At 71.0% G+C, this 25821-nt stretch carries 23 protein-coding genes; 19 read left to right on the top strand and 4 right to left on the bottom strand.

Annotated features, from left to right (window positions below; translation table 11 throughout):
• The first annotated feature begins 69 nt into the window (after positions 1-69).
• The 9 genes from HS041_RS34975 (at position 70) to HS041_RS35015 (ending at position 8812) form a co-directional block, all read left to right on the top strand.
• Complete coding sequence (locus HS041_RS34975) at positions 70-807, top strand: helix-turn-helix transcriptional regulator (protein WP_374058922.1); 738 nt, start codon at positions 70-72, stop codon at positions 805-807.
• On the top strand, positions 804-2216 hold the full coding sequence (sufB, locus tag HS041_RS34980) for a Fe-S cluster assembly protein SufB (protein WP_196445180.1): 1413 nt from the start codon (positions 804-806) through the stop codon (positions 2214-2216). The genes HS041_RS34975 and sufB overlap by 4 nt, the downstream gene beginning before the upstream one ends.
• Positions 2216-3334: a Fe-S cluster assembly protein SufD gene (gene sufD, locus HS041_RS34985; protein ID WP_196445181.1), complete on the top strand. Its 1119-nt coding sequence runs from the start codon at positions 2216-2218 to the stop codon at positions 3332-3334. Before sufB ends, sufD begins: the two co-directional genes overlap by 1 nt.
• Positions 3331-3648, top strand: coding sequence for a Rieske (2Fe-2S) protein (locus HS041_RS34990; RefSeq protein ID WP_196445182.1), 318 nt, complete (start codon positions 3331-3333; stop codon positions 3646-3648). Before sufD ends, HS041_RS34990 begins: the two co-directional genes overlap by 4 nt.
• Entirely contained in the window at positions 3649-4395 is a 747-nt protein-coding gene (sufC, locus tag HS041_RS34995; protein WP_196445183.1) for a Fe-S cluster assembly ATPase SufC, read from the top strand.
• Between the two features lie 124 nt (positions 4396-4519).
• Positions 4520-5779 (top strand): cysteine desulfurase, encoded by a 1260-nt coding sequence (locus HS041_RS35000; protein ID WP_196445184.1) that lies wholly within the window; start codon positions 4520-4522, stop codon positions 5777-5779.
• 40 nt (positions 5780-5819) lie between these two features.
• A complete protein-coding gene (gene sufU, locus HS041_RS35005) occupies positions 5820-6257 on the top strand; it encodes a Fe-S cluster assembly sulfur transfer protein SufU (RefSeq protein WP_196445185.1) in 438 nt (145 codons plus the stop codon).
• The gene (locus HS041_RS35010) at positions 6254-6619 is read left to right on the top strand and encodes a metal-sulfur cluster assembly factor (protein ID WP_184941519.1); all 366 of its coding nucleotides are present in this window, start codon (positions 6254-6256) and stop codon (positions 6617-6619) included. The genes sufU and HS041_RS35010 overlap by 4 nt, the downstream gene beginning before the upstream one ends.
• A gap of 369 nt (positions 6620-6988) precedes the next feature.
• On the top strand, positions 6989-8812 hold the full coding sequence (locus HS041_RS35015; protein WP_196445186.1) for a DEAD/DEAH box helicase: 1824 nt from the start codon (positions 6989-6991) through the stop codon (positions 8810-8812).
• A gap of 125 nt (positions 8813-8937) precedes the next feature.
• On the opposite strand, the gene HS041_RS35020 is transcribed toward HS041_RS35015, so the two are convergent.
• Positions 8938-9954 (bottom strand): LacI family DNA-binding transcriptional regulator, encoded by a 1017-nt coding sequence (locus tag HS041_RS35020; RefSeq protein ID WP_196445187.1) that lies wholly within the window; start codon positions 9952-9954, stop codon positions 8938-8940.
• A gap of 156 nt (positions 9955-10110) precedes the next feature.
• On the opposite strand from HS041_RS35020, the gene HS041_RS35025 reads away from it, so the two are divergent.
• The 8 genes from HS041_RS35025 (at position 10111) to hisG (ending at position 19389) form a co-directional block, all read left to right on the top strand.
• Positions 10111-11877 carry an ABC transporter substrate-binding protein gene (locus tag HS041_RS35025; RefSeq protein ID WP_196445188.1) on the top strand — a complete coding sequence of 589 codons (1767 nt, stop codon included), beginning with the start codon at positions 10111-10113 and terminating at the stop codon, positions 11875-11877.
• 82 nt (positions 11878-11959) lie between these two features.
• Positions 11960-12955 carry an ABC transporter permease gene (locus tag HS041_RS35030; protein ID WP_196445189.1) on the top strand — a complete coding sequence of 332 codons (996 nt, stop codon included), beginning with the start codon at positions 11960-11962 and terminating at the stop codon, positions 12953-12955.
• Complete coding sequence (locus HS041_RS35035; RefSeq protein ID WP_196445190.1) at positions 12952-13794, top strand: ABC transporter permease; 843 nt, start codon at positions 12952-12954, stop codon at positions 13792-13794. Before HS041_RS35030 ends, HS041_RS35035 begins: the two co-directional genes overlap by 4 nt.
• 37 nt (positions 13795-13831) lie before the next feature.
• Positions 13832-14773: an ABC transporter ATP-binding protein gene (locus tag HS041_RS35040; RefSeq protein ID WP_196445191.1), complete on the top strand. Its 942-nt coding sequence runs from the start codon at positions 13832-13834 to the stop codon at positions 14771-14773.
• A complete protein-coding gene (locus HS041_RS35045) occupies positions 14773-15651 on the top strand; it encodes an ABC transporter ATP-binding protein (protein WP_196445473.1) in 879 nt (292 codons plus the stop codon). The genes HS041_RS35040 and HS041_RS35045 overlap by 1 nt, the downstream gene beginning before the upstream one ends.
• 59 nt (positions 15652-15710) lie before the next feature.
• Positions 15711-18182, top strand: coding sequence for a glycoside hydrolase family 2 protein (locus HS041_RS35050; protein ID WP_196445474.1), 2472 nt, complete (start codon positions 15711-15713; stop codon positions 18180-18182).
• 37 nt (positions 18183-18219) lie between these two features.
• The gene (locus HS041_RS35055; protein WP_196445192.1) at positions 18220-18483 is read left to right on the top strand and encodes a phosphoribosyl-ATP diphosphatase; all 264 of its coding nucleotides are present in this window, start codon (positions 18220-18222) and stop codon (positions 18481-18483) included.
• 60 nt (positions 18484-18543) lie between these two features.
• Positions 18544-19389 carry an ATP phosphoribosyltransferase gene (gene hisG, locus HS041_RS35060; protein WP_196445193.1) on the top strand — a complete coding sequence of 282 codons (846 nt, stop codon included), beginning with the start codon at positions 18544-18546 and terminating at the stop codon, positions 19387-19389.
• Positions 19390-19585: 196 nt separating this feature from the next.
• Here hisG and HS041_RS35065 read toward each other — a convergent pair whose 3' ends face one another.
• The 3 genes from HS041_RS35065 to HS041_RS35075 form a co-directional block, all read right to left on the bottom strand.
• Entirely contained in the window at positions 19586-20428 is an 843-nt protein-coding gene (locus HS041_RS35065) for a siderophore-interacting protein (protein ID WP_196445194.1), read from the bottom strand.
• Positions 20429-20478: 50 nt separating this feature from the next.
• Positions 20479-21819 (bottom strand): aminotransferase class V-fold PLP-dependent enzyme, encoded by a 1341-nt coding sequence (locus HS041_RS35070; protein WP_196445195.1) that lies wholly within the window; start codon positions 21817-21819, stop codon positions 20479-20481.
• A gap of 244 nt (positions 21820-22063) precedes the next feature.
• Positions 22064-23230, bottom strand: a complete 1167-nt coding sequence (locus HS041_RS35075; RefSeq protein ID WP_307845604.1) for an EAL domain-containing protein — start codon at positions 23228-23230, stop codon at positions 22064-22066.
• Positions 23231-23352: 122 nt separating this feature from the next.
• On the opposite strand from HS041_RS35075, the gene HS041_RS35080 reads away from it, so the two are divergent.
• Positions 23353-24009, top strand: a complete 657-nt coding sequence (locus HS041_RS35080; protein WP_196445197.1) for an acVLRF1 family peptidyl-tRNA hydrolase — start codon at positions 23353-23355, stop codon at positions 24007-24009.
• 177 nt (positions 24010-24186) lie between these two features.
• Positions 24187-25785 (top strand): ABC-F family ATP-binding cassette domain-containing protein, encoded by a 1599-nt coding sequence (locus HS041_RS35085; RefSeq protein ID WP_196445198.1) that lies wholly within the window; start codon positions 24187-24189, stop codon positions 25783-25785.
• The last annotated feature ends 36 nt before the right edge of the window (positions 25786-25821 follow it).

Genomic DNA, 25821 nt, shown 5'->3' on the forward strand with positions numbered 1-25821 from the left:
GATGAATTGCATTTCCTGGAAACCTCCACCGGTTTGGCAGCGGGGAAGGAATTACGCCACACTGATGTTGTGAAATACGTGGAAGGGATTCCGGGCACCGAGGAGACCGCCGTCGCGCGGTCCTCCGGAGTGTCCGCCGAGAGCGGCACGCGAGCGCGTGTCGCCCGGCTGATCCTGGAACACGGACCCATCACCGCCGCCGCCCTCGGCGAACGGCTCGGGCTCACCCCCGCCGCCGTCCGCCGCCATCTGGACGCGCTGCTCGCCGACGGGATGATCGAGCCCCGTACGGCGCGCCCGCGCGGCCAGCGTGGACGGGGGCGACCGGCGAAACTGTTCGCCATCACCGATGCCGGGCGGAGCGCCTTCGAACACGCCTACGACGGTCTGGCCGGGAGCGCCCTGCGCTTCCTGGCCGAGCGCGCGGGCGAGGAAGCCGTGGCCGAGTTCGCCCGGTCGCAGGTGTCCGGCCTGGTCGGCCGCCTGCGACCCGAGATGGACGACGTCCCCGCTGAGGAGCGGGTGCGCGTCCTGGCCGAGGCGCTCTCGGCCGACGGCTACGCCGCTTCGGCGAGCAAGGCCAGTCTCGGAGGCGAGCAGTTGTGCCAGCACCACTGCCCGGTGGCGCACGTGGCCGCGGAGTTCCCGCAGCTGTGCGAGGCCGAGACGGAGGCGTTCGCGCAAATTCTCGGCACGCCAGTGCAGCGGCTCGCGACCATCGCCCACGGCGACGGGGTGTGCACCACCCACGTGAGCCCACCCCGTCCTAGAACGATCGACGAATCGAGCAAGGAGACCGGAAGGTGACTGTCACCGACCGCCCGGAGCTGGAAGGCCTCGGGAATTACAAGTTCGGCTGGGCCGACTCTGATGTGGCCGGCGCCGCAGCCCGCCGCGGCCTGTCCGAGGAGGTCGTCCGTAACATCTCCGCGCTCAAGAACGAGCCGGAGTGGATGCTGGACCTGCGTCTGAAGGGCCTGCGACTCTTCGGCAAGAAGCCCATGCCGAGCTGGGGATCCGACCTCTCCGGCATCGACTTCGACAACATCAAGTACTTCGTGCGCTCCACCGAGAAGCAGGCCGCTTCCTGGGACGAGCTGCCCGAGGACATCAAGAACACCTACGACAAGCTCGGCATCCCCGAGGCGGAGAAGCAGCGCCTGATCGCCGGCGTCGCCGCCCAGTACGAATCCGAGGTCGTCTACCACAAGATCCGTGAGGACCTTGAGGAGAAGGGTGTCATCTTCGTCGACACCGACACCGGCCTGCGCGAGCACGAGGAGCTCTTCAAGGAGTACTTCGGCTCGGTCATCCCGGTCGGCGACAACAAGTTCGCCGCGCTCAACACCGCGACCTGGTCCGGTGGCTCGTTCATCTACGTGCCGCCGAACGTCAACGTGGAGATCCCGCTCCAGGCCTACTTCCGGATCAACACCGAGAACATGGGCCAGTTCGAGCGGACCCTGATCATCGTGGACGAGAACTCCTACGTCCACTACGTCGAAGGCTGCACCGCGCCGATCTACTCCTCCGACTCGCTGCACAGCGCCGTCGTGGAGATCATCGTGAAGAAGGGCGCCCGCTGCCGCTACACGACCATCCAGAACTGGTCGAACAACGTCTACAACCTGGTCACCAAGCGCGCCGTGGCCTACGAGGGCGCGACCATGGAGTGGATCGACGGCAACATCGGCTCCAAGGTCACGATGAAGTACCCGGCCGTCTACCTGATGGGCGAGCACGCCAAGGGCGAGACGCTGAGCGTCGCCTTCGCCGGCGAGGGCCAGCACCAGGACGCCGGGGCCAAGATGGTGCACCTCGCGCCGAACACCAGCTCCACCGTCATCTCCAAGTCCGTCGCCCGTGGCGGCGGCCGTACCTCCTACCGCGGTCTGGTCCAGATCGAGGAGGGCGCCCACGGCAGCGCCAGCACGGTCAAGTGCGACGCGCTCCTGGTCGACCAGATCAGCCGCTCCGACACCTACCCCTACGTCGACGTCCGCGAGGACGACGTCTCGATGGGGCACGAGGCCACCGTCTCCAAGGTCTCCGACGACCAGCTCTTCTACCTGATGAGCCGCGGTCTGGACGAGGACGAGGCGATGGCGATGATCGTGCGCGGCTTCGTCGAGCCGATCGCCCGCGAGCTCCCGATGGAGTACGCCCTGGAGCTGAACCGCCTGATCGAACTGCAGATGGAAGGGGCCGTCGGCTGATGGGTCTCGCAACAACCCCCTCGTCGACCCTCCAGCGCAAGTCCTCCTACGAGCTGGACGACTTCGCGGTGCCGACCGGCCGGGAGGAGGAGTGGCGCTTCACGCCGCTGTCGCGGCTCAAGGGCCTGCACGACGGCACCGCCGCCGCCTCCGGCGCCGTGGCCGTCTCGGTGGACGCCGCCCCCGAGGCCGTCGTGGAGACCGTGGGCCGCGACGACGAGCGGATCGGCAAGGCCTACGTGCCCTCCGACCGGGTCAGCGCCCAGGCCTACGCCTCCTTCGAGAAGGCCACCGTCATCACGGTCCCGCGCGAGGCGGTCGCCTCCAAGCCGACGGTGATCACCTTCACCGGCGGCGGCGGCACGGCCTACGGCCACACCGTGGTCAGGCTGGAGCCGATGGCCGAGGCCGTCGTCGTCCTGGACCACCGGGGCAGCGCGGTCTACGCCGACAACGTCGAGTTCGTCGTGGGCGACGGAGCCACCCTCAAGGTCGTCAGCCTGCAGGACTGGGCCGACGACGCGGTGCACGTCTCCCAGCACCACGCCCGGCTCGGCAAGGACGCCACCTTCCGCGGCTTCGTGGTCACCCTCGGCGGCGACGTGGTCCGGCTCTCGCCGTCGGTCTCCTACTCCGCCCCGGGCGGCGACGCCGACCTGACCGGCCTGTACTTCGTGGACGCCGGCCAGCACCTGGAGCACCGCCTGCTGGTGGACCACTCCCAGCCCAACTGCAAGAGCAACGTGGTCTACAAGGGCGCGCTGCAGGGCGACGACGCCCACGCGGTCTGGATCGGCGACGTGATCATCCGGGTGGAGGCCGAGGGCACCGACACCTACGAGCTCAACCGGAACCTCCTGCTCACCGACGGCGCCCGCGCCGACTCGGTGCCGAACCTGGAGATCCTCACCGGCGAGGTCGCCGGCGCGGGCCACGCCAGCGCCACCGGCCGCCTGGACGACGAGCACATCTTCTACCTCCAGGCCCGCGGCATCCCGTTCGACGAGGCCCGCCGCCTGGTCATCCGGGGCTTCTTCGCACAGTTGCTGGAGAAGATCGAGCTTCCCGAGCTTCGTGAGCGGGTGCTCGCCAAGGTTGAGGCGGAGCTCGAGAAGTGACGTTCGAGAAAGCCTGCAAGGTCGCCGACATCCCCGACGGGGGCGTGATCGGCGTGGAGGTCGGCACGACCCCGGTCGCCCTGGTCCGCCAGGGCGAGGAGGTCTACGCCCTGCACGACGTGTGCTCCCACGCCGAGGTCAAGCTCAGCGAGGGAGAGGTCTACGACGGCAGCCTGGAGTGCTGGCTGCACGGCTCGTGTTTCGACCTGCGCTCGGGCAAGCCCACCGGCCCGCCCGCCAACAAGCCTGTTCCCGTTTACCGAGTCAAGATCGACGGCGACGACGTGCTCGTCTCGCTCTCGAAGGAGTCATAAGTGTCCACTCTTGAGATCCGCGACCTCCAGGTCGCCGTCGAGGACAAGCAGATCCTGCGCGGCGTCAACCTGACCGTGAAGGCCGGCGAGACCCACGCCATCATGGGCCCCAACGGCTCGGGCAAGTCCACGCTCGCCTACGCGATCGCCGGCCACCCGAAGTACACCGTCACCGGCGGACAGGTCCTGCTGGACGGCGTCGACCTGCTGGAGCTGAGCGTGGACGAGCGCGCCCGCGCCGGCCTGTTCCTCGCCATGCAGTACCCGGTCGAGGTCCCCGGCGTCAGCGTCTCCAACTTCCTGCGCTCGGCGGTCACCTCCGTGCGCGGTGAGGCTCCCAAGCTCCGCGAGTTCGCCAAGGACCTGAAGGCCGGCATGGACGCCCTGTCCATCGACGCGGCCTTCGCCCAGCGCAACCTGAACGAGGGCTTCTCCGGAGGCGAGAAGAAGCGCCACGAGATCCTCCAGCTGGAACTGCTCAAGCCGAAGATCGCCGTCCTCGACGAGACCGACTCCGGCCTGGACGTCGACGCGCTGCGCGTGGTCTCCGAGGGCATCAACCGCTTCCGTTCCTCCGGCGAGACCGGTGTGCTCCTCATCACCCACTACACCCGCATCCTGCGGTACGTGAAGCCGGACTTCGTCCACGTCTTCGCGGCCGGCCGGGTCGTCGAGGAGGGTGGCCCCGAGCTCGCCGACAAGCTCGAGGCCGAGGGCTACGAGGCCTACACCAAGGCCTCCGCGTAAGCCTGGGAGCGAATGAGGAGCGGTGAGCGACCGATGAGCGCGGAGCGAGGCCGACGCGGTGAGCGGAGTGGCCGGCTGAGGGACGAGGCCGTCCGCGAAGCGAATGAGGAGCGGTGAGCGACCGATGAGCACAGAGTTCGACGTGGAGAGGATCAGGAAGGACTTTCCGGTCCTCTCCCGCGAGCTGCCCGGCGGCAGACCCCTGGTCTACCTCGACTCGGGCAACTCCTCGCAGAAGCCGGCCCAGGTGATCGAGGTCATGCGCGAGCACCTGTCGATGCACTACGGCAACGTCGGCCGGGCCATGCACGTGCTGGGCGCGGAGTCCACCGAGGCCTACGAGGCGGCCCGGGACAAGGTCGCCTCCTTCGTCGGCGCGCCGAGCCGTGACGAGATCGTCTTCACCAAGAACGCCTCCGAGGCGCTCAACCTGGTGGCCTACGCCTTCGGCAACCCCATCAACGAGGACCCCCGGTTCATGATGGGGCCCGGCGACGAGATCGTCATCTCCGAGATGGAGCACCACTCCAACATCGTGCCGTGGCAGCTGCTCGCGCGGCGCACCGGCGCGACGCTGCGGTGGTTCTCCGTCACCGACGAGGGCCGCCTCGACCTGTCGAACCTCGACGAGCTGGTCACCGAGCGCACGAAGATCGTGTCGATCGCGCACCAGTCGAACGTGCTCGGCACGGTCAACCCTGTCGCCCGGGTGCTCGCCCGGGCCCGCCAGGTGGGCGCGCTGATGATGCTGGACGCCTCCCAGTCGGTCCCGCACAAGCCGGTGGACGTGGCCGCGCTGGGCGTGGACTTCCTGGCCTTCACCGGGCACAAGGCGGCCGGTCCCTCCGGCATCGGCGTGCTGTGGGCCCGGGCGGAGCTGCTGGAGGCGATGCCGCCGTTCCTGGGCGGCGGGGAGATGATCGAGGCGGTCTGGATGGACCGCTCGACCTACGCGCCCGCGCCGCACAAGTTCGAGGCGGGCACCCCGCCGATCGTCGAGGCCATCGGCCTCGGCGCCGCGGTGGACTACCTGGCGTCGGTCGGGATGGAGGCCATCGCCGCCCACGAGCGCGAGCTGGTCCGCTACGCGCTCCAGGAACTGGGCGAGGTGCCAGGTCTGAAGGTCGTGGGCCCGACCGGCCTGGAAGACCGCGGAGGAACGGTCTCGTTCACGCTGGAGGGGATCCACCCGCACGACGTCGGCCAGATCCTGGACGACGAGTTCGGCGTGGCCGTGCGCGTGGGACACCACTGCGCCCGTCCGCTCCACCTGAGGTTCGGGATCCCCGCCACCACGCGGGCCTCCTTCTACCTCTACAACACCCCGGCCGAGATCGACGCCCTGGTCCGCGGCCTCCACCACGTGCGGAAGGTGTTCGCGTAGCGATGCCGGAGCAGCCGAACGGACGAGTGAGCCCAAGCCTATGATCGCCGAGTCCATGTACCAGGAGCTGATCCTGGAGCATTACAAGCATCCTCAGGGGCGCGGTCTGCGTGACCCCTTCGACGCCGAGGTCCACCACGTCAACCCGACCTGCGGGGACGAGATCACCATGCGGGTCAAGGTGGGCGACGGCGGCAAGGTCGAGGATGTCTCCTACGACGGCCAGGGCTGCTCGATCAGCCAGGCCGCCGCCTCGGTCCTGCACGAGCTGACGACCGGCTCGACCGTGCCGGAGACGCTCGCGGTGGTGGAGGAGTTCACCCGGCTCATGCAGGGCAGGGGCCAGGTTGAGCCGGACGAGGACGTGCTCGGCGACGCCGTGGCGTTCGCCGGGGTCGCCAAGTTCCCGGCGCGGGTCAAGTGCGCGCTGCTGGCGTGGATGGCCTACAAGGACGCGGTTGTGAGGAGTGCATCATGAGCAAGCCCGTGGAGACGCCGACCTCGGCGTACGACGGCGAGACCACCCTTGACGAGGTCATGGAGGCCCTCAAGGACGTCGTGGACCCCGAGCTCGGCATCAACGTCGTCGACCTCGGCCTGATCTACGGGGTCAACCTCGACCCCGCCGAGGCCGGCGCCCCGCCGATCGCCACCATCGACATGACGCTGACCAGCGCGGCCTGCCCGCTGACCGACGTGATCGAGGAGCAGGCGCACTCCGCGCTGGACGGCATGGTCTCCGACGTGAAGATCAACTGGGTCTGGCTCCCGCCGTGGGGCCCGGACAAGATCACCGATGAGGGCCGTGACCAGCTCCGGATGCTCGGTTTCAACGTCTGATCCGGCCCTTCGAGGTACGGTTCGCACCTCGTGAGTTGTGAACCGTACCGGATTGTGTGAGAGGATGTGCCCGATGCCGGGAAGAAAAACCCGGCTCGGAGTGTTGACTCCACCGACGGACAAGCGTCCGCCTGACGGCGGACGCCCCGACCGACCTGGCACTGCGAACGCCGGGAATGCTTGATCGTGGTTTGACTGCGTGCGGGTAAGCTAGACCCGCCCCGTGCGGTGCGCCTCGACTTGCACCGCACTACCGCCCCTCATGTGGGCGTCGATCGAGCGCGGCTCATTGCCGCGCGCTCTAGGCTCGTCCTTTCGCAGAAGTGACGTGCCCCGTTCTTCTATCGAAAGGCACGAACCTTCGTGACCATGCTTGACGCTGCCCTGCCCGAAAACACCGAGCTCACCGAGGCTCCCGCCGGCGTGTCCGAGTTCACCCTGCTCGGCCTGCCCAAGCCCCTCGTGACCGGGCTTTCCCGCCAGGGCATCGAGAGCCCCTTCCCGATCCAGCGCGCCACCATCCCCGACATCCTGTCGGGCATCGACGTGCTCGGCCGCGGCCAGACCGGATCCGGCAAGACGCTGGCCTTCGGTCTTCCCATGATGGCCCGTATCTCCGGGCGCAAGGCCCGCCCGGGCCACCCGCTCGCCGTCGTCCTGGTGCCGACCCGCGAGCTGGCCATGCAGGTCACCGACGCGCTCGAGCCCCTCGGCCGCGGCCTGTCCCTGCGGATGAAGACCGTCGTCGGCGGCATGTCCATGGGCCGCCAGATCGAGGCCCTGCGCCGCGGGGTAGAGGTCGTCGTGGCGACGCCCGGCCGCCTGACCGACCTGATCCAGCAGGGCGAGTGCGCGCTGGACGAGGTCCAGGTGAGCATCCTGGACGAGGCCGACCACATGTGCGACCTCGGCTTCTTCCCGGTGGTCAGCGCGATCCTGCAGCAGACCCCGGCCGACAGCCAGCGCCTGCTGTTCTCCGCCACCCTCGACGGCGACGTCGACAAGCTCGTCCGGCGATTCCTGACCGACCCGGTGACCCACTCGATGGCCCCGGCGGCCTCCTCGGTGGACACCATGGAGCACCACGTCCTCGAGGTGCACCGCGACGACAAGTTCCCGGTGACCGCCGAGATCGCCAACCGCGAGGGCCGGACGATCATCTTCGTCCGCACCCAGCACGGCGTGGACCGCCTGTGCAAGCAGCTCGCCCAGGTCGGCGTCAAGGCCGGCGGCCTGCACGGCGGCAAGCGCCAGAACCAGCGCACCCGCATCCTGGCCGAGTTCAAGGAAGGTGCGATCAACGTCCTGGTCTGCACCGACGTCGCGGCCCGCGGCATCCACGTCGACAACATCAGCCTGGTGCTGCACGTCGACCCGCCGCAGGACCACAAGAGCTACCTGCACCGCGGTGGCCGTACGGCCCGCGCCGGGGAGAAGGGCACCGTCATGACGCTGGTGCTCCCCAACGAGCGCCGCTCCACCGACGCGATGACCCGCCGCGCGGGCATCAAGCCGTTCCGCCTCAAGGCCACCCCGGGCCACCCGCGCCTGGAGGAGGTCGCCGGGGCGCGCACGCCCAGCGGCGAGTCGATCCCGGTCTGGGAGCCCTCGGCCCCCGCCGCGAAGCAGCGCCAGCGCCGTGAGGGCTTCGGCGGCGGCGGCGGTCGCGGCCCGCGCCGGTTCCGCGACCGTCCCGGTCACGGCGGCGGTGAGGGATACCAGCCCCGCGAGCGTTCCGCCGGCGAGGACCGCGGCGGCTACCGGGGCGACGACGGCCGCGGCGGTGAGCGCCAGGGCGGTTACCGCGGCAACGGCGGTGGCAACGTGAACGAGCTGCGCGGCCAGTACCGTTCCGAGCGCCCGGCGGGCGAGCGTTCCGGCGGCTACCGTTCCGAGCGTCCCAGCGGCGGCTACCGCGGTGGCGAGCGCCCCAGCGGCGGCTACCGCAGCGGTGAGCCGTTCCGCGCCGAGGGCCGCTCCGGCGGCTACCGTTCCGAGCGCCCGGCGGGCGAGCGTTCCGGCGGCTACCAGGGCGGTGGCGGTGGCTACCGTTCCGAGCGTCCCAGCGGCGGCTACCGCAGCGGTGAGCCGTTCCGCGCCGAGGGCCGCTCCGAGGGCCGGGGCGACAACCGCGGCTTCCGTGGCGGACGCCCGCACGGCGACCACTCCGGCGGTGCCCGCTACGGCCGCTGACCATCTGACCGGACCCGGAAGGGCCGGTACGGCACCCGCCGTACCGGCCCTTCCGGCCGTTCACGGCCAGGTGCGGCGGGCCTGCCGCGATCGCCGGAGGCGGGCGCCGGGGCCGGCGGCGGATCTCACGGGAGACCGGGCGGGGGAGCGGTGCTGCCCCGGGGCGTGAGCCGGGCCGCGGCGTCCTCGAAGGGGCCCGGCTCCTCTCCGGCGACGAGCGCCAGCAGGCGGCGGGCGGCGTGCGCGCCGTACGCCGGGATGTCGCGGCTGAGCGCGGTGAGCGGCGGCCGCACCACCTGCGACAGGGGGGAGTCGTCCCAGGCGACGATCGACAGGTCGCCGGGTACGTCCAGGCGCAGCTCCTGCGCGGCCGACAGGCCCGCCAGAGCCATGATGTCGTTGTCGTAGACGATCGCGGTGGGCCGGGCGGGGGAGCTGAGCAGCCGCCGGGTGGCGCGGGCGCCCTCCTCGCCGGTGTAGTCGGTGTGCACCGTGACGTGCTCGGCGAGGCCCTCGCAGGCTTCGGTGAACGCCCGGTCGCGCAGGGCGGTGTGCACCAGCTCGGGCAGGCCGGCGACACGGGCGATCCTGCGGTGTCCCAGGGTGAGGAGATATGCGACCGTCTCCCGTACGGCGGCGCCGTCATCGGACCACACCGGCACCAGGGAACCGGCGTGGGAGGGGTGGCCGACCACCACCGCGGGCAGGCCGAGCGCCTCCAGCTCCGGCACGCGGGGGTCGTCCAGGTGCAGGTCGACCAGGATCGCACCGTCGACGCGGCCCTCGCCCCACCAGCGGCGGTAGACGGCCACCTCCTGCCCGTGGTCGGCCACCACCTGCAGCATGAGCGCGTAGGAGCGTGCCGCCAGCTCGCCCTCGATGCCGCTGATCAGCTCCATGAAGAACGGCTCCATGCCCAGCACGCGGGCCGGGCGGCACAGGGCCAGCCCGACGCTGTGGGCCCGCGCGCCGTTCAGGGCGCGGGCGGCGCTGCTGGGACGCCAGCCGATCTCCTCGGCGACCGCCAGAATCCTCGCCCTGGTGCTCTCCGACACGCCGGGCCGGCCGTTGAGGGCGTAGGAGACCGCCCCCTTGGAGACCCCCGCCTGCCGGGCGACATCGGCGATCGTCGGTCTTCTCATGCCCCTCCTCGTGTCGGCCCGAGTGTAACTGAACCGGTCCAGTTCCCTATTGACACGCATCCACAGGGAACTTACGGTCGCGGTACTTACCCGGTTCAGGATCGCATGCGGTCGCGTGTATCGGTGGGAGCGCTCCCATGCTGAGAGGAGAGCACGATGCGGACTCGACGGCGGTTCCTGGTCCTCGGCGTGGTGGGCTGCCTGGCCGCGGCCGGCTGCACGGACGGCTCCAGCGGGCCCTCGGCTCCCAGCACGGCGCCCGCGGCGTCCGGGAGCGCGGCCCCCCAGCCGGGCGGCGGGGGCGGCGCGTTCCCGCGCAACGAGACCCTCTACACCAGCGGCACCCAGTGGGGCCCGCCCGCCAACTGGAACCCGCTGCGGACCTGGGACTCGGCCACCGGGACCAAGGGGCTGGTCTACGAGACGCTGTTCCTGTACGACCCGCAGACCGACACGTTCACCCCCTGGCTGGCCGACAGCGGTGCCTGGACCGGCGAGAAGACCTACGAGCTGAAACTCCGCAAGGGCGTCACCTGGGCCGACGGCAAGCCCTTCACCGCCGCCGACGTGGTCTTCACCGTCGAGCTCGGCAAGATGAAGACGGTCCCCTACGCCAACCTGTGGACCTGGCTGGAGAAGGCCGAGGCCGTCGACGCCGCGACCGTGCGCTTCACCTTCTCCGAGGCCAACCACCAGCAGTGGGCCAACTGGGTCTACAACAACGCGATCGTGCCCAAGCACCTGTGGGAGGGGCGCTCGGAGGAGGAGGTGATGAACGGGACCAACGACAAGCCCGTCGGCACCGGGCCGTACGCCTACCACAGCCACGACCAGGACCGCATGGCGTGGGTGAAGCGCGACGGATGGTGGGCCACGGCGGCCCTGGGCAAGGACGTCAAGCCCAAGTACATCGTCGACATCGTCAACTCCAGCAACGAGGTGGCGATGGGCCTGCTGCTGCAGAAGGGGCTGGATCTCAGCAACAACTTCCTGCCCGGCATCGCCAACCTGGCCGGCGGCGACTTCGGCGTGCAGACCTACTATCCCGAGCCGCCGTACATGCTCTCGGCCAACACGGCCTGGCTGGTCCTCAACACCACCAAGAAGCCGATGGACGATCCCGCCTTCCGCAAGGCCGTCGCCAACTCCGTCGACACCAAGAAGATCGTCGAAGGCGTCTACGGCAACCTGGTCAAGGCCGCCAGCCCGACCGGCCTGCTGCCCCAGTGGGACAAGTACGTCGACCGGGCCGTGGTGGGCGAGAAGGGCTTCTCCTTCGACACCGCCAAGGCCAGGAAGCTGCTGGCCGACGCAGGATACAAGGACACCGACGGCGACGGGCTGGTGGAGAACAAGGACGGCTCCAAGGCCTCACTGAAGATCATCGTCCCGGCGGGGTGGACCGACTGGATGGAGGCGGCCCGGGTCATCGCCGAGGGGGCCAAGGCCGCAGGGATCGACCTGACCGCCGAGTTCCCCGACTTCAACGCCCTGGTCGACCAGCGGGGGAACAACAAGTTCGACATGCTGCTCAACAACGAGCGCCAGCTGTCCAACACCCCGTGGATGTACTACGACTACATCTTCCAGCTCCCGGTCAACAAGGTGCAGAACACCGTCAACTTCGGCCGTTACGAGAACAAGAGGGCCTGGGAGCTCGTCCAGGAGCTCGACGGCAAGAAGGTCGGCGACGTCGAGGGGATGAAGCGGGTCGCCTCGGAACTGCAGAAGATCCACTTGGAGGACATGCCGGTGATCCCGCTCTGGTACAACGGCCTGTGGGCCCAGACCAGCAGCGCGGTCTGGACGAACTGGCCCTCCTCGGCCCCGGGCACGCCCAAGTCCCCGCCGACGATGTGGCGCAACTGGCTGGAGCTGGGCGGCGTGCTGACCCTCACCGAGCTGAAGCCGGCCGGAGGCTGACCTCCGCGATCCTCACCTCCGCTCCCGGACGGGACTCGCCGGCGGGGACGGAGCCCTCACCGCGCCGATTCCGGAGGATCGCTTGCGACGCTACTTCGGCAGGAAACTGCTGGTCTACGGGCTCACCTTCCTGGTGGCCGTCACCGTCAACTGGATGATCCCGCGCTTCATGCCCGGCGATCCCGTGCAGAGCATGATCGCCAGGGCCAACGTCTCGCAGCCCGCCGCCGTGGAGGCCATGCGCGCCCACTACACGAGCCTGTTCGGGTTCGACCTGCCGCTCTGGAAGCAGTACGCCAACTTCTGGGCCGCGCTCTTCCGGGGCGACCTGGGCATCAGCGTCTGGCTCTTCCCCACCCCGGTGACCGACGTGATCGTCCGGGCGGTGCCGTACACGCTGGCCCTTCTCGTCCCGGCCATCCTGCTGAGCTGGTGGGCGGGGAACCGGTTCGGGGCGTTCGCGGCCCGGCGCAGGTGGCTGGAGAACACGGCGTTGCCCGTCGGCTACGTGCTCACCGCGACGCCGTACATGTGGCTGGCCATCCTGATGGCGTGGGGGCTGGGCGTGGTGGCGGGGATCTTCCCCGTCGCGGGCGGCTACGGCTTCGCGCTCCGGCCCGGATGGTCGGCCGAGTTCCTCGGCAGCCTGGCGCTCCACTGGGTCCTGCCGTTCCTCTCGCTGTTCCTGGTGGCCTTCGGCGGGTGGGCGATCGGCATGCGCAACATGATCATCTATGAGCTCGAAGCCGACTACGCCAACTACCTGGCCGCGCTCGGCGCGCCGCGGCGGCTGATCCGCCGCTACGCCTTCCGCAACGCGGTCCTGCCGCAGATCACCGGGCTGGCCCTGCAGCTCGGCGTGCTCGTGGCCGGAGCCCTGGTCACCGAGATCGTCTTCTCCTATCCCGGCCTGGGACACCTGATCCTCCAGGCCATCCAGAACCAGGACTTCTTCCTGCTGCAGGGCACCTTCCTGTTCATCGTGGTGGGCGTGCTGATCGCCAACTTCGTCATCGACGTCGTCTACGTCCTGGTCGACCCGCGGATCAGGACCGGGATGGGAGGCGAGGCGGCGTGAACCGCGAGGCGCTGCACTTCGCCGTCCGCAACGGCAAGCTCCTGGTCGGGCTGGCCGTGCTCCTGCCGCTGCTCGCCCTGGCCCTGCTCGGCCCCGCGCTCGCCGAGGGCGACCCCAACGCCTACGTCGGCACCCCGGCGCAGGCACCCTCGGGCGAATACTGGTTCGGCACCACGATGTTCGGCCAGGACGTCTTCGCCCAGTTCGTGTACGGCCTGCGGGTCACCTTCCTGGTCGGGCTGCTCGGCGGAGGGCTGGCCGCGCTCATCGGCATGGCCGTCGGCTTCACCGCCGGCTACCGGGGCGGGCTGGTCGACGAGGTGCTGAACATGCTCACCAACATCGTCCTCGTCCTGCCCGCGCTGGCCGTCCTGCTGGTCGTCAACGCCTACCTCGGCGTCCGCAGCGTGAGCGTGCAGGCGCTGTTCATCGGGCTCACCTCCTGGCCGTGGGCGGCCAGGGCGATCCGCGCCCAGACGTTCTCGCTGCGCTCACGGGACTTCGTCGACCTGGCCCGGCTGAGCGGGGTGCGCACCTGGAAGATCATCACCCGGGAGATCGCGCCGAACATGAGCTCCTACCTGTTCATGACGTTCATCCTGCTGTTCGGCGGGTCGGTCCTGATCGCCGCCTCGCTCGACTTCATCGGCCTGGGGCCGACCCAGGGGGTCTCTCTCGGCCTGATGCTCAACAACGCGGCCCGGTGGAGCGCTCTGCACCTGGGCATGTGGTGGTGGTTCATCCCGCCGGGGGCCGGGATCACCGTGATCGTCGGCGCGCTGTACGTCATGAACGTCGGGCTGGACGAGGTGTTCAACCCCAGGCTGCGGGAGTTGTGATGGGCGGACCGGACGGGCCGCGGGCGGAGGAGGGGCCATGGCGCTGCGGGTGAACGACCTGCGGGTCCACTACAGGACCCTGAAGGGCGAGGTGAAGGCGCTCGACGGCGTCACCTTCGAGGTCGGCGACGGGGAGATCCTGGGGCTGGCGGGGGAGTCGGGGTGCGGCAAGACCACCCTCGGCAAGAGCCTCATCCGGATGGACGGCCGGATGAGGCACGCCGGGGGCACGGCCGAGCTCGACGGAGCGGAGCTGCCGATCGGCGACGACCGGGCGATGGACCGCTTCAGGTTCCGCGAGGTGTCGATCATCCCGCAGTACGCGATGAGCGCCATGAACCCCACCAGGAAGATCGGCCGGATGGTGGACGAACTGCTGCGGGCCCGCGGGGCCGAGCCGGACGGCGCGGAGCTGCGCCGCCGCCTGGACCTGGTGGAGCTCCCTCACACGGTGCTGGAGCGCTACCCGATCGAGCTGTCCGGCGGCATGAAGCAGCGCATGGTCATGGTGATCTCCACCCTGCTCGACCCCTCGCTGCTGATCGCCGACGAGATCACCTCCGCGCTGGACGTCTCCACCCAGAAGGCGGTGGCCAGGACGCTCACGGAGTTCCGGGAACGGGGGTTCGTCAGGAGCATGGTCTTCATCACCCACGACATCTCGCTCACCTACCAGATCGCCGACACGATCATGGTCATGTACGCCGGGAAGCTCGCCGAGAAGGCTCCCGCGGACACGATCGTCACCCGGCCGCGGCACCCCTACACGCGGCTGCTGATCTCCTCGCTGCCGGAGGTCGGAGTCCGCTACTCCGACCGGAGGCTCTCCGGCATCCCCGGCAGCCCGCCCGCGCTCCTCGACCCGCCCGCCGGGTGCCGCTTCCGGGACCGCTGCCCCCTGGCGTTCGACCGGTGCGCCGAAGAACCCCCCGCCGTCGAGGTCGCCCCCGGCCACCACGTCTCCTGCTGGAGGTCATGATGCTCAGACTCGACGCGGTGACGAAGACCTACCGGGTGGGGGCGTTCGGCGGGCGGACCCTGACCGCCGTCGACGGCGTGAGCCTCGACCTGGTCCCCGGCGAGGTGGTCTCGCTCATCGGGGAGAGCGGGAGCGGCAAGACCACCGTCGGCAGGATGATTCTCGGACTGACCCCCGTCTCCGGCGGATCGATCACGCTCGACGGGGCTCCCGTACGGCCGGGCAAGGACTACTACCGGCAGGTCCAGGGCGTCTTCCAGGACCCCTTCAGCTGCTACAACCCGATCTTCAAGGTCGACCGGGTCCTCCAGATGATCCGGGAGGAGTACTTCCCCGGGACCGCGGGCGCGCAGTGGGAGGAGAAGGTCGCCGAGTCGCTGGAGGCGGTCCGGCTCGCCCCCGCCCTGGTCCTGGGCAAGTATCCGCACCAGCTCAGCGGCGGCCAGCTGCAGCGCCTGCTGATCGCCCGGGCGCTCCTGCTCGGGCCGCGGTTCCTGGTGGCCGACGAGATCACCAGCATGCTCGACGCCTCCACCCGCATCGACGTGCTCAACCTGCTCGCCGACCTGAAGTCCCGCGGCCTCGGCGTGCTGTTCGTCACCCACGACCTGTCGCTGGGCAACTACGTCAGCGAGCGGGCCGTGGTGCTGCACCGCGGCCGGGTGGTCGAGTCCGGTCCGACCGGGCTGGTCTTCGGCAACCCGCTGCATCCCTACACGGCCAGGCTGCTGGACTCGGTGCCGCGGCTCACCGCCCGCTGGGACGGCGTCCCGCAGGAGCCCGTCCCGGACACGCCGGAGCCGTCCGTCCTGGTCGAGGCCGAACCCGGCCACTTCGTGCGGCGCGTCCCGGCGCCGGAGCTGAGGAGCGTGAGTTGACGATCCCGCGTACCGCCGAGTCCCTCCGGACCCCGCAGATCCCGCAGCCCCCGGGAGCGCTGCGGCCGCTGCACGACGGCTGGACGCTGTCGGCCGTGACGGGAACGGCCGGAACGGAGGCGGCGCCGGGGGAGCTCCGCGCCGTCCCGGCGACGGTGCCCGGATGCGTGCACACCGACCTGCTGGCGGCCGGGCTGATCGACGACCCCTACCTGGACGACAACGAGAACCGACTGGGCTGGATCGGCCGCACCGCGTGGCGCTACGAGACGACCTTCACCTGGGCCCCCGACGGGCACGAGCGGACCGACCTGGTCTGCGAGGGGCTCGACACCGTCGCCACGATCGTCCTCAACGGCACCGAGGTCGCCACCACCGCCAACCAGCACCGGTCCTACCGTTTCCCGGTGCGGGAGCTGCTGCGCGAGGGGGAGAACACGCTCCGGGTGCACTTCGGCTCGCCGTACGACTACATCGCCGAGCGCCGGGCGGAGCTCGGCGACCGGCCCGGAGCCTATGCCGAGCGCTACCAGTTCATCCGCAAGATGGCCTGCAACTTCGGCTGGGACTGGGGCCCGGCGCTGGTCACGGCCGGGATCTGGCGGCCGATCGGGTTGCACTCCTGGAGCGGGGCGCGCCTGGCCGAGGTCGTCGCCCTGGCGAGCGCCGAGGGAGGGGCCGGCCGGGTCGAGGCGCGCGTCCGGGTCGAGCGCGCGGCGCGGACGCCCCTCACGGTGACCGCCGGGATCACGGGCGTCCCGGAGGCCTCCGCGGCGGTACGGCTGGCGCCCGGCGAGTCCGAGGCCGTGATCACCGTCGAGGTTCCGGGGCCGCGGCTGTGGTGGCCGCGCGGGTACGGCCCGCAGCACCGCCACGAGCTCACGGTCCGCCTCGATCCGGAGGAGACCCGGGCCGGAGGCGGGACCCGGCCGCTGGACGTATGGCGCGGGCTGATCGGGTTCCGCTCCGTCCGGCTGGAGAGGGCCGGTGGGGCCTTCACCCTGCTGGTCAACGAGGTGCCGGTGTTCGTGCGCGGGGCGAACTGGATTCCCGACGACTGCTTCCCGCACCGGGTCACCCGCGACCGCCTGGCCGCCCGCCTCGGCCGGGCGGCCGAGGCGAACGTCAACCTGCTGCGGGTCTGGGGCGGGGGAATGTACGAGAGCGAGGACTTCTACGACCTCGCCGACGAGCTGGGCCTGATGGTCTGGCAGGACGTCCCCTTCGCCTGCGCGGCCTACCCCGAGGAGGAGCCGTTCTGGAGCGAGGTGGAGGCGGAGGTCCGGCAGAACGCGGCCCGGCTGGCCCGGCGGCCCTCGCTGGTGCTGTGGTGCGGCAACAACGAGAACATCGAGGGCCACGCCGACTGGGGCTGGCAGCGGGAACTGGGGGAGCGCAGCTGGGGGGCGGGCTTCTACTACAAGCTGCTGCCCGCCGTGCTCGCCGAGGTCGACCCGGCCCGGCCGTACTGGCCCGGCAGCCCCTACTCCGGCGCCCCGGACCTGCCGCCCAACGACCCGGCCCGCGGCACCGTGCACATCTGGGACGTGTGGAACCGCGAGGACTACACGTGCTACGCCGCCTACACCCCCCGGTTCGTCGCCGAGTTCGGCTTCCAGGGCCCGCCCGTCCTCGCCACCCTGCGGGAGGCGCTCTCCGACGACCCGCTGACCCCCGACTCGCCCGGCCTGGCGCACCACCAGAAGGCCGCCGACGGCCACGCCAAGCTCCTGGCCGGCCTGGGCGGCCACCTGCCCCGGCCCGAGACCTTCGACGACTGGCACTACCTGACCCAGCTCAACCAGGCCAGGGCGGTGGCCTTCGGCATCGAACGGTTCCGGGCGCTGGCGCCGTACTGCGCGGGGACGATCGTCTGGCAGCTCAACGACTGCTGGCCGGCGGTCTCGTGGTCGGCGATCGACGGGTCGGGCCGCCGCAAGCCGCTGTGGTACGCGCTGCGCCGCGCCTACGCCGACCGCCTGCTCACCGTCCAGGACGGCGCGGTCGCGGTGGTCAACGACACCGACGAGCCGTGGACGGGGAATCTCTCCCTGGTACGGCACAGCCTCACCGGAAAGGTGCTGGCCAGAGCCTCCGCCGCGGTGGACGCGGCCCCGCGCTCGGTGGAGCGGGTGCCGCTGCCCGCCTCCGTCGCCGTGCCCCGGGACCCGGCCGCCGAGCTGCTGGCCGTACGCCTGGGAGATCTGCGGACCGTGCGCTTCTTCGCGGAGGATCCGCAGGTGGCCTTCCCGCCGGCCGCCTACGACGCCGAGGCGGCCCCCGTCCCCGGCGGCCTGGAGGTGACCGTCACCGCCCGGACCGTCCTGCGCGACCTGTGCCTGTTCCCCGACCGTCTCGACCCCGCCTCGGAGGTGGACGACATGCTCCTCACCCTCCTGCCCGGCGAGACCGCCGCCTTCCGCGTGACCGGTTCCCCCGACCCGGAGGCGCTCGTCGGCCACCCGGTGCTGCGCGTCGTGAACGGTCCCACTGTGTGGACCGGCGTACGTGGCAGGGCGAGGGGCCGTTAGGCTTGGCAGGCATATCCGACGACCGCCGAGAGAGACGATGAAGACCTTCGAAGAGCTGTTCGCCGAGCTGTCCGACAAGGCGCGCACCCGGCCCGAGGGGTCGGGGACCGTGGCCGCGCTGGACGCCGGGGTCCATGCCATCGGCAAGAAGGTCGTGGAGGAGGCCGCCGAGAGCTGGATGGCGGCCGAGCACGAGTCGGACGAGCGGGCCGCGGAGGAGATCTCCCAGCTCCTCTACCACGTGCAGGTCCTCATGATCGCCAAGGGGATCGGGCTGGACGACGTCTACAAGCATCTGTGAGCCGGTGAGCCCGGCCTCCCGCCTCACAGAGCAGACCCGTCCAGGTAAGGAACCCCCGCCATGCTGCGTCTCGCCGTCCCCAACAAGGGCGCCCTCTCCGAGGGCGCCCAGACCATCCTGAAGGAAGCCGGATACCGCCCGCGCAGGGACACCAAGGAGCTCGTGGTCATCGACCCCGACAACTCCTGCGAGCTGTTCTTCCTGCGCCCCAAGGACATCGCCGTCTACGTCGGCGAGGGCACCTTGGACGCCGGGATCACCGGCCGCGACATGCTCCACGACTCGGGCGCCAGGGTCGAGGAGGTCCTGCCGCTCGGCTTCGGCCGCTCCACCTTCCGCTTCGCCGCCCCGCCGGACGGCTTCGCGTCCGTCGCCGACCTGAAGGGCCGCCGGATCGCCACCGCCTACGCCGGGCTGCTGGAGGGCTACCTCGCCGAGCAGGGCGTCGACGCCCGGGTGATCAAGCTGGACGGCGCGGTCGAGACCGCCATCCGGCTGGGCGTGGCCGACGCGGTCGCCGACGTCGTGGAGACCGGGACCACCCTGCGCAACATGGGCCTGGAGGTGTTCGGCGAGCCGATCGCCCACTCGGAAGCCGTGCTGATCAGGCCGGTGGACACCGGCGAGGACCAGGGGGTCGGGCAGCTCGTCCGCCGCCTGCAGGGCGTGCTGGTGGCCCGCGACTACGTGATGATGGACTACGACATCCGGGTCGAGCGGATCGAGGAGGCCATCGCGCTCACCCCCGGCATGGAGGGCCCCACGGTCTCCCCGCTGCACCGGGAGGGCTGGGTCGCGGTCCGGGCCATGGTGCCGCGCAAGGGCCACCAGCAGGTGATGGACCAGCTCTGGGAGATCGGCGCCAAGGCCATCCTCGTCACCGCCATCTACGCGGCCCGGCTGTGACCGCACGCTGACCGCCGCGATGCGGCGCCGAGAAGGGGCCGGCACGGCGGGGAACCCGCCCCGCCCGGGTTCCTGGATCAGCGCTGTGTGCTCAGCGCTGTGTGCTCGGCCGGGCCCGTCCCCCCGGAGAGCGGTCGTCACCACCGTTCCGGGGACGGAGCACGGCCGAGGCCTGCGAGCCGGGCGCGCGGCGCGGTCACGAGGAGAGTGCCGCGGCCTCTTCCTCCTCGACCTGCTTGTTCCACTCGCGCTTGGAGGACTGCCAGCCGTCCTCGTCGCGGCCGAGCCGCCAGTAGCCGGAGATGGACAGCTGGGAGAGCGGGATGCCGCGCTCTGCGCGCAGGTGGCGGCGGAGGGCCCTGACGAAGTTCGCCTCGCCGTGGACGAAGGCGTGCACGGTCCCCGCGGGGAAGTCGAGCTCGCGGACGGCGGCGACCAGCGCCTCGCCGATCGGCGCGTCGCCGCGGTGCAGCCAGACGATCTTCACGTCACCGGGGGAGTCCAGCCGCTGCTCCTCCTCGGGGCCGGCCACCTCGACGAAGACGTGCGCGAGGGCTCCGGAGGGCAGGCGCTCCAGGGAGGCGGCGATGGCGGGCAGCGCGCTCTCGTCGCCCGCGAGAAGGTGCCAGTCCGCATCCGGAGAGGGCGCGTAGGCGCCGCCGGGGCCGAAGAACCAGATCTCGTCACCCGGCTGGACTCGGGCGGCCCACGGCCCGGCCAGGCCGCTCTCGCCGTGGTGGACGAAGTCCAGGGTCAGCTCGACCGCCTCGGGGTCCCATGCGCGGACCGTGTAGGTCCGGGTGGTGGGCCACTGCTCCCGGGGCAGGTCGCGCTGGATCGCCTCCATGTCGAAGGGGGACGGGTAGGTCACCCCCTCCGGGGCGAACAGGAGCTTCACGTAGTGGTCGGTGAACTCGCCCGCGCCGAAGCCGCGGAGCCCCTCGCCGCCGAGCACCACCCGGATCATGTGAGGAGTGATCCGCTCGGTGCGGAGCACCTCGCCCCGGGTCGCCTTCCGGGCCGGCCTGCCCTCTGCCATGTGCGCTCCCCCGTCGTCCGACTTAGGTATACCTAAGTCGTAGCATACGGCTATCGGAGCGACGCGACCGCCCTGACCGCCCGGTCGACCTCCTCGGGCGTGGTGACGATGCCGGGGCCGAAGCGGAGGTACGTCTCGCGGTACGGGGTGACGCTGGCGATGACCCGGTGCTCCTCACGCAGGCGGGCCACGGCCAGGCCGGGATTGACGCCGGCGACCGAGCAGCAGACGAGCCCGGCCGAGAGCCCGGGGTCCCTGGGGGTGATCAGGCGGGCGCTCGGGATCGCGGCGAGTCCTTCCTTGAGCCGGGTGGCCTGCTCGGCGATCCTCGCGGCCACCCGGTCCTTGCCGATCGCCTGGTGGAAGGCGAAGGCCTCGCCGAGCGCCCAGCGGTGCTCGAAGCTGTGGTAGCCGCCCGGAGTGCCGAGAATCCCGCCGGGACCGGACGGGTCGTGCCCGCCGATCCATCCCGAGAAGGCCGGCTGGGAGAAGCTCGGGATGACGGGCCGCAGGGCGTCCCAGGCGCGACCCCACAGGACGCCGGTGCCGCGCGGGCCGTACAGCCACTTGTGGGTGCCGCTGGCCAGGAAGTCGCAGTCCAGGTCCTGCACCCCGTCGGCCAGCGCTCCGAACCCGTGCACGCCGTCCACGCACAGCAGGGCGCGGTCCCTGTCGTCCCTGGAGGCGTTGGCCTCGGCGACCATCCGGGCGATCTCCCGGATCGGCAGGCGCACCCCGGTGCCGGAGTGCACCCAGGTGACGGCGACGACCCGGGTCCGGGGACGCAGCGTCGCCTTCAGGCGGGAGACGATCTCGTCGGCCGAGGCGGCGGCGGGATCGCCGTACAGGCGCGCCCGGCGGACCTCGGCCCCGGTGCGCTCGGCGAGCAGCCGCAGGCTCTCGTGGGTTGCGTAGAAGTCGTGCTCGGTGGTGAGCACGTCCTGGCCCGGCAGCAGACGCAGGCCGCCGTAGAGCAGGCCCAGGCCCATGGTGGTGCTGTCGGTGAGCGCCACGTCGTCGGCCCGGCCGCCCAGGTAGGCCGCGGCGGCCTCGCGCACGGCCCCGTCGCGGTCCGCGCCGTTCAGGTAGGCCTCGGTGTCGGTGTCCAGGCCGCGCCGGTGCTCCTCGACGGCTCGCCGTACCGGTGCGGGATGGGCGGCGAGCACGTAGGCGGCGAACTGCGCGTGTGCCGGGTCGAGGGAGAACTGGGCGCGCACCGACTCCCAGCTCGCCGGGTCGAACGGCGGCGCGGAGCCGACCGGCGGCGTGGACGCGGCGGCGGGCTCCGCGGGCCCACCGGAGGTGCACGCCGCCAGCGCCGCCCCGGCCCCGGCGGCCAGTCCCGCGCCGAGCAGGGCCCTGCGTCCCACGGAGGGGTCGCGCTCTCGCATCGTGGCAGTTCCCCTGTCTCCCGCTGCCGTCCCTTGCGGCCGTCCGCGGCCGCCTGCGGCGCCTGTGGTCCCTTCCTACCGGGATCATGCGGGGCTGCCAAGGGGAGAGGGGGATGCCCGGGGCGGCGCGGCGGGCGGATCCGCGATCCCGAGCTGAGAATCTACATTGTAAAGGACGGTGCCGGTGACGATGCCCGGAGATTCGCGGCTCCCGGGCCGGGCGTTCCCGGGGGAAGCGCCCCTCTCAGCGCTGCATGCCCGCCACCTGGCGGATCAGGTCGGAGACGCGGACGATGCCCATGCAGCGCCCGACCTCGTCGGTGACCACCAGGTCGTCGTAGACGCGCTCGGCGTCGCGCCCGGCGACCTGCATGGCGGCGATGGCCGGCGTGGTCTTGGGGACGGCGCGGACGGTGTCGGCCAGCCGGACGGCGGGTTTCTTGCCGTGCAGGGCGTGGCCGAAGCGGCTGGCGATGGAGAGCAGGAAACGGCTGCGGTCCAGGCTGCCCTTGGGACGCTGGTACTCGTCCACCAGGATCACGCTGGTGATGGAGGGCTCGCTGCTGAAGACCTCCACGGCGTCCTCGGAGGTGGCCTGTTCCGGGAGGGTCACCGCGGGCAGCAGGAACTCCTGGACGCGCGGGCCGAGCAGGAGCTGCGCCGGCTCGGCCTCGACGACCGGCGGCGGCACGTGGATCCGCCCCGAAGGGCCCGGGGCCAGCAGCGGGCCCTGGGCCAGCCGCACCCCCCAGGAGCGGACCGCCGACAGCTGCGCCTCCCCGGTCACGCCGGGGGCGAGCACGTGGGCGCCCACGCTCCTGGCGAGGGCCGCCAGGGACCCGGCCAGCGCCGCGCGCCGCGGGTCGTGCGGGATCCGCGCCATGAGCCGGGGGGAGAGCACCGTCAGGTACGGCGAGGTGTCGGTGAGCAGGTCCAGCGGGAGGTGCGCGGTGCCCAGGTCGCCCACCGCGATCAGGTACCCGATGGCGCGCAGGCCGTCCAGCCCGACGACCAGGGCCCGCCGGTCGGTCTCGGCGAACCCGCCCCGGAGCATGAGGATGATCTCCCGAGGACGCCGGCCGGACAGGCGCAGGGCCTCGTGGAGCGGGGCCAGCGCGGCCGAGCCGCTGATCACCGCGGCGGTGGGCAGAGTGAGGACCAGGGGGAGCAGCGCCTCGCTCCTGGAGACGTCGAGGACGGTCCTGGCGAGGGCGACGACGTCTCCGTGGCCTGAGCCGCCGTCTCCCAGGTCGCCGCCGACCGCCTGTAGCGCGACGACTCCGCCCGTGTCGAGGTCGACGATCGGCGTGACGCCCGCGACGGTGACCGGAGGGGCCGCTGCGGTGGCCGTTCCGGGCGTCGCCGTGGTCGCCGTCGCCGACGGCGGGAGAAGCTGTGTATTGGTCGACACGTAGAGAGGATGGAACATTCCCCTTCTCCTGCATAAGTGCTGTGCAGCGTTGTTCATCCATAGTTCTCCGTCTGTTGGAGGCGGGAGCCGCCGGGGACCGCCGGGCCGGTAGGGTCCGGGGCATGACGTCACGACCGGCCGCCGGGGGAGGACGCTGGGTCTCTGTGGGGCCGGAGCGGCTCGGCCGCTGGATCGACGGCTTCGCCGAGCGGCACGGCCCGATCTCGGTGACCGCAGGGGAGGAGGCCGTGCGGATCGAGGGCGCCGACGGGGCGGTGGCCGAGTGCCTGGTGCCCTTCCCCCCGCTGACCGCCGCCGGCGGCGGCCCGCTGGCCAGGCTGACCACCCACGCGCGCAGGGAGCGCCGGATCGGCGTGCTGCTGGTGCGGCTCGGCGGTCACGCGGCCGGGATCTTCCAGGGCGACGAGCTCGTCTCCTCCAAGGTCGGCTCGCGGCAGGTCCACGGCCGCAGCGCCGCGGGAGGCTGGTCGCAGCGGCGTTTCGCCCGGCGGAGGGAGAAGCAGGTGGACCTGGCGCACGACGCGGCGGCCGAGGTGGCGTTGCGGATCCTCGGTCCGCACGTGGCCGAGCTGGAGGCGGTGATCCTCGGCGGCGACCGGCGCGCGGTGGACGCGCTGCGGGCCGATCGCCGCCTCGCTCCGGTCTTCGCGCTGGAGGCCGAGCCCTTCCTGACGGTCCCCGACCCCAGGCTCGCGGTGCTCACCGGAACCCCCGCCCAGTTCCGCGCGGTCAGGATCAAGGTCGTCGACCCCGGTTGATCGAGGGGATGAGGGGCGTGCGCGCGCCGTACACTGATCGGTATGCGCACCCCCGATTGACGCCACCCGTGACGAGGCGGCCGGGGCCGAGCCGAGAGCCGGGAGACACAGGGCGCGGCGGGCTCGGTCACAGCGACGTATACCTGTGTATCTCCAGTCTGGGAGTGTTCCCCAACCATGATCATAGCTTCTGACATCGAACTGCGCGCCGGGGCGCGCCTGCTCATCGAGGGTGCGTCGTTCCGGGTGAACCCCGGTGACAAGATCGGGCTCGTCGGCCGCAACGGCGCGGGCAAGACCACGCTGACCCGGGTGCTGGCCGGCGAGGGCATCCCCGCGGCGGGCACGGTGACCATCACCGGCTCGGTGGGCTACCTGCCGCAGGATCCGCGCACCGGTGACCTGCAGGTGATCGCCCGTGACCGCATCCTGTCCGCGCGCGGGCTGGACGAGGTGCTGCGCGAGCTGCGTGAGGCCGAGCTCGGCATGTCCTCGGCGGACGAGCGCACCAGGGACCGCGCGGTGCGCGCCTACGGGCGGCTGGAAGACCGGCTGCACGTGCTGGGCGGATACGCGGCGGAGTCGGAGGCGGCCTCGATCGCCTCCAGCCTCGGCCTGCCCGACCGGGTGCTGGTCCAGCCGCTGGAGACCCTCTCCGGAGGCCAGCGCAGGCGCGTGGAACTGGCCCGGATCCTGTTCAGCGGGGCCGAGACTCTCCTTCTCGACGAACCCACAAACCACCTCGACGCGGACTCGATCAGCTGGCTTCGTGACTTTTTGCGGTCGCATCAGGGTGGCTTGATCATTATTAGCCACGACGTGGGCCTCCTTGAAGCGACGGTAAACAGGGTCCTGCACCTGGACGCCAACCGCGCGGTGATCGACACCTACAACGTCGGCTGGAAGGCCTACCTGGCGCAGCGGGAGACCGACGAGAAGCGCCGCAAGCGCGAGCGCGCCAACGCCGAGAAGCAGGCCACGGCGCTGATGGCGCAGGCCGACAAGATGCGGGCCAAGGCCACCAAGGCCAAGGCTGCGCAGGACATGCAGCGCCGCGCCGAGCGGCTGCTGTCCGGCCTGGAGGTGGAGCGGCGCAGCGACAAGGTCGCCAAGCTGCGCTTCCCCGAGCCCGCGCCGTGCGGGCGCACTCCGATCACGGCGACGGACCTGTCGAAGTCGTACGGCTCCCTGGAGGTCTTCACCGACGTCAACGCTGCCGTGGACAAGGGGTCCAGGGTCGTCATCCTGGGCCTGAACGGCGCGGGCAAGACCACGCTGCTGCGCATCCTGGGCGGCATCGAGAAGCCCGACACCGGTGAGGTCAGGCCCGGTCACGGGCTCAAACTGGGCTACTACGCCCAGGAGCACGAGACGATCGACCCGAAGCGCACCGTGCTGGAGAACATGCGCTCGGCCGGGGGAGAGCTGCCCGACGTCGAGCTGCGCAAGGTGCTGGGCTCGTTCCTGTTCACCGGCGACGACGTCGACAAGCCCGCGGGTGTGCTCTCCGGCGGGGAGAAGACACGGCTCGCCCTGGCCACGCTGGTGCTCTCGGCGGCCAACGTCCTGCTGCTGGACGAGCCCACCAACAACCTCGATCCGGCCAGCCGTGAGCAGGTTCTTTCGGCTCTAAGGTCCTATTCTGGGGCGATTGTGCTCGTTACGCACGATGAGGGTGCTGTGGACGCTCTGCAGCCCGATAGGGTGATCTTGCTGCCTGACGGAGTTGAAGACGCGTGGAGCGACGAATTTTCCGATCTTGTGGCACTTGCCTGATCTTATTTTGAGCGGGTACGGATCTTTTCCCTGGGA

It is taken from the genome of Planomonospora sp. ID67723, assembly GCF_015711605.1.
Classification (GTDB): Bacteria; Actinomycetota; Actinomycetes; order Streptosporangiales; family Streptosporangiaceae; genus Planomonospora_A.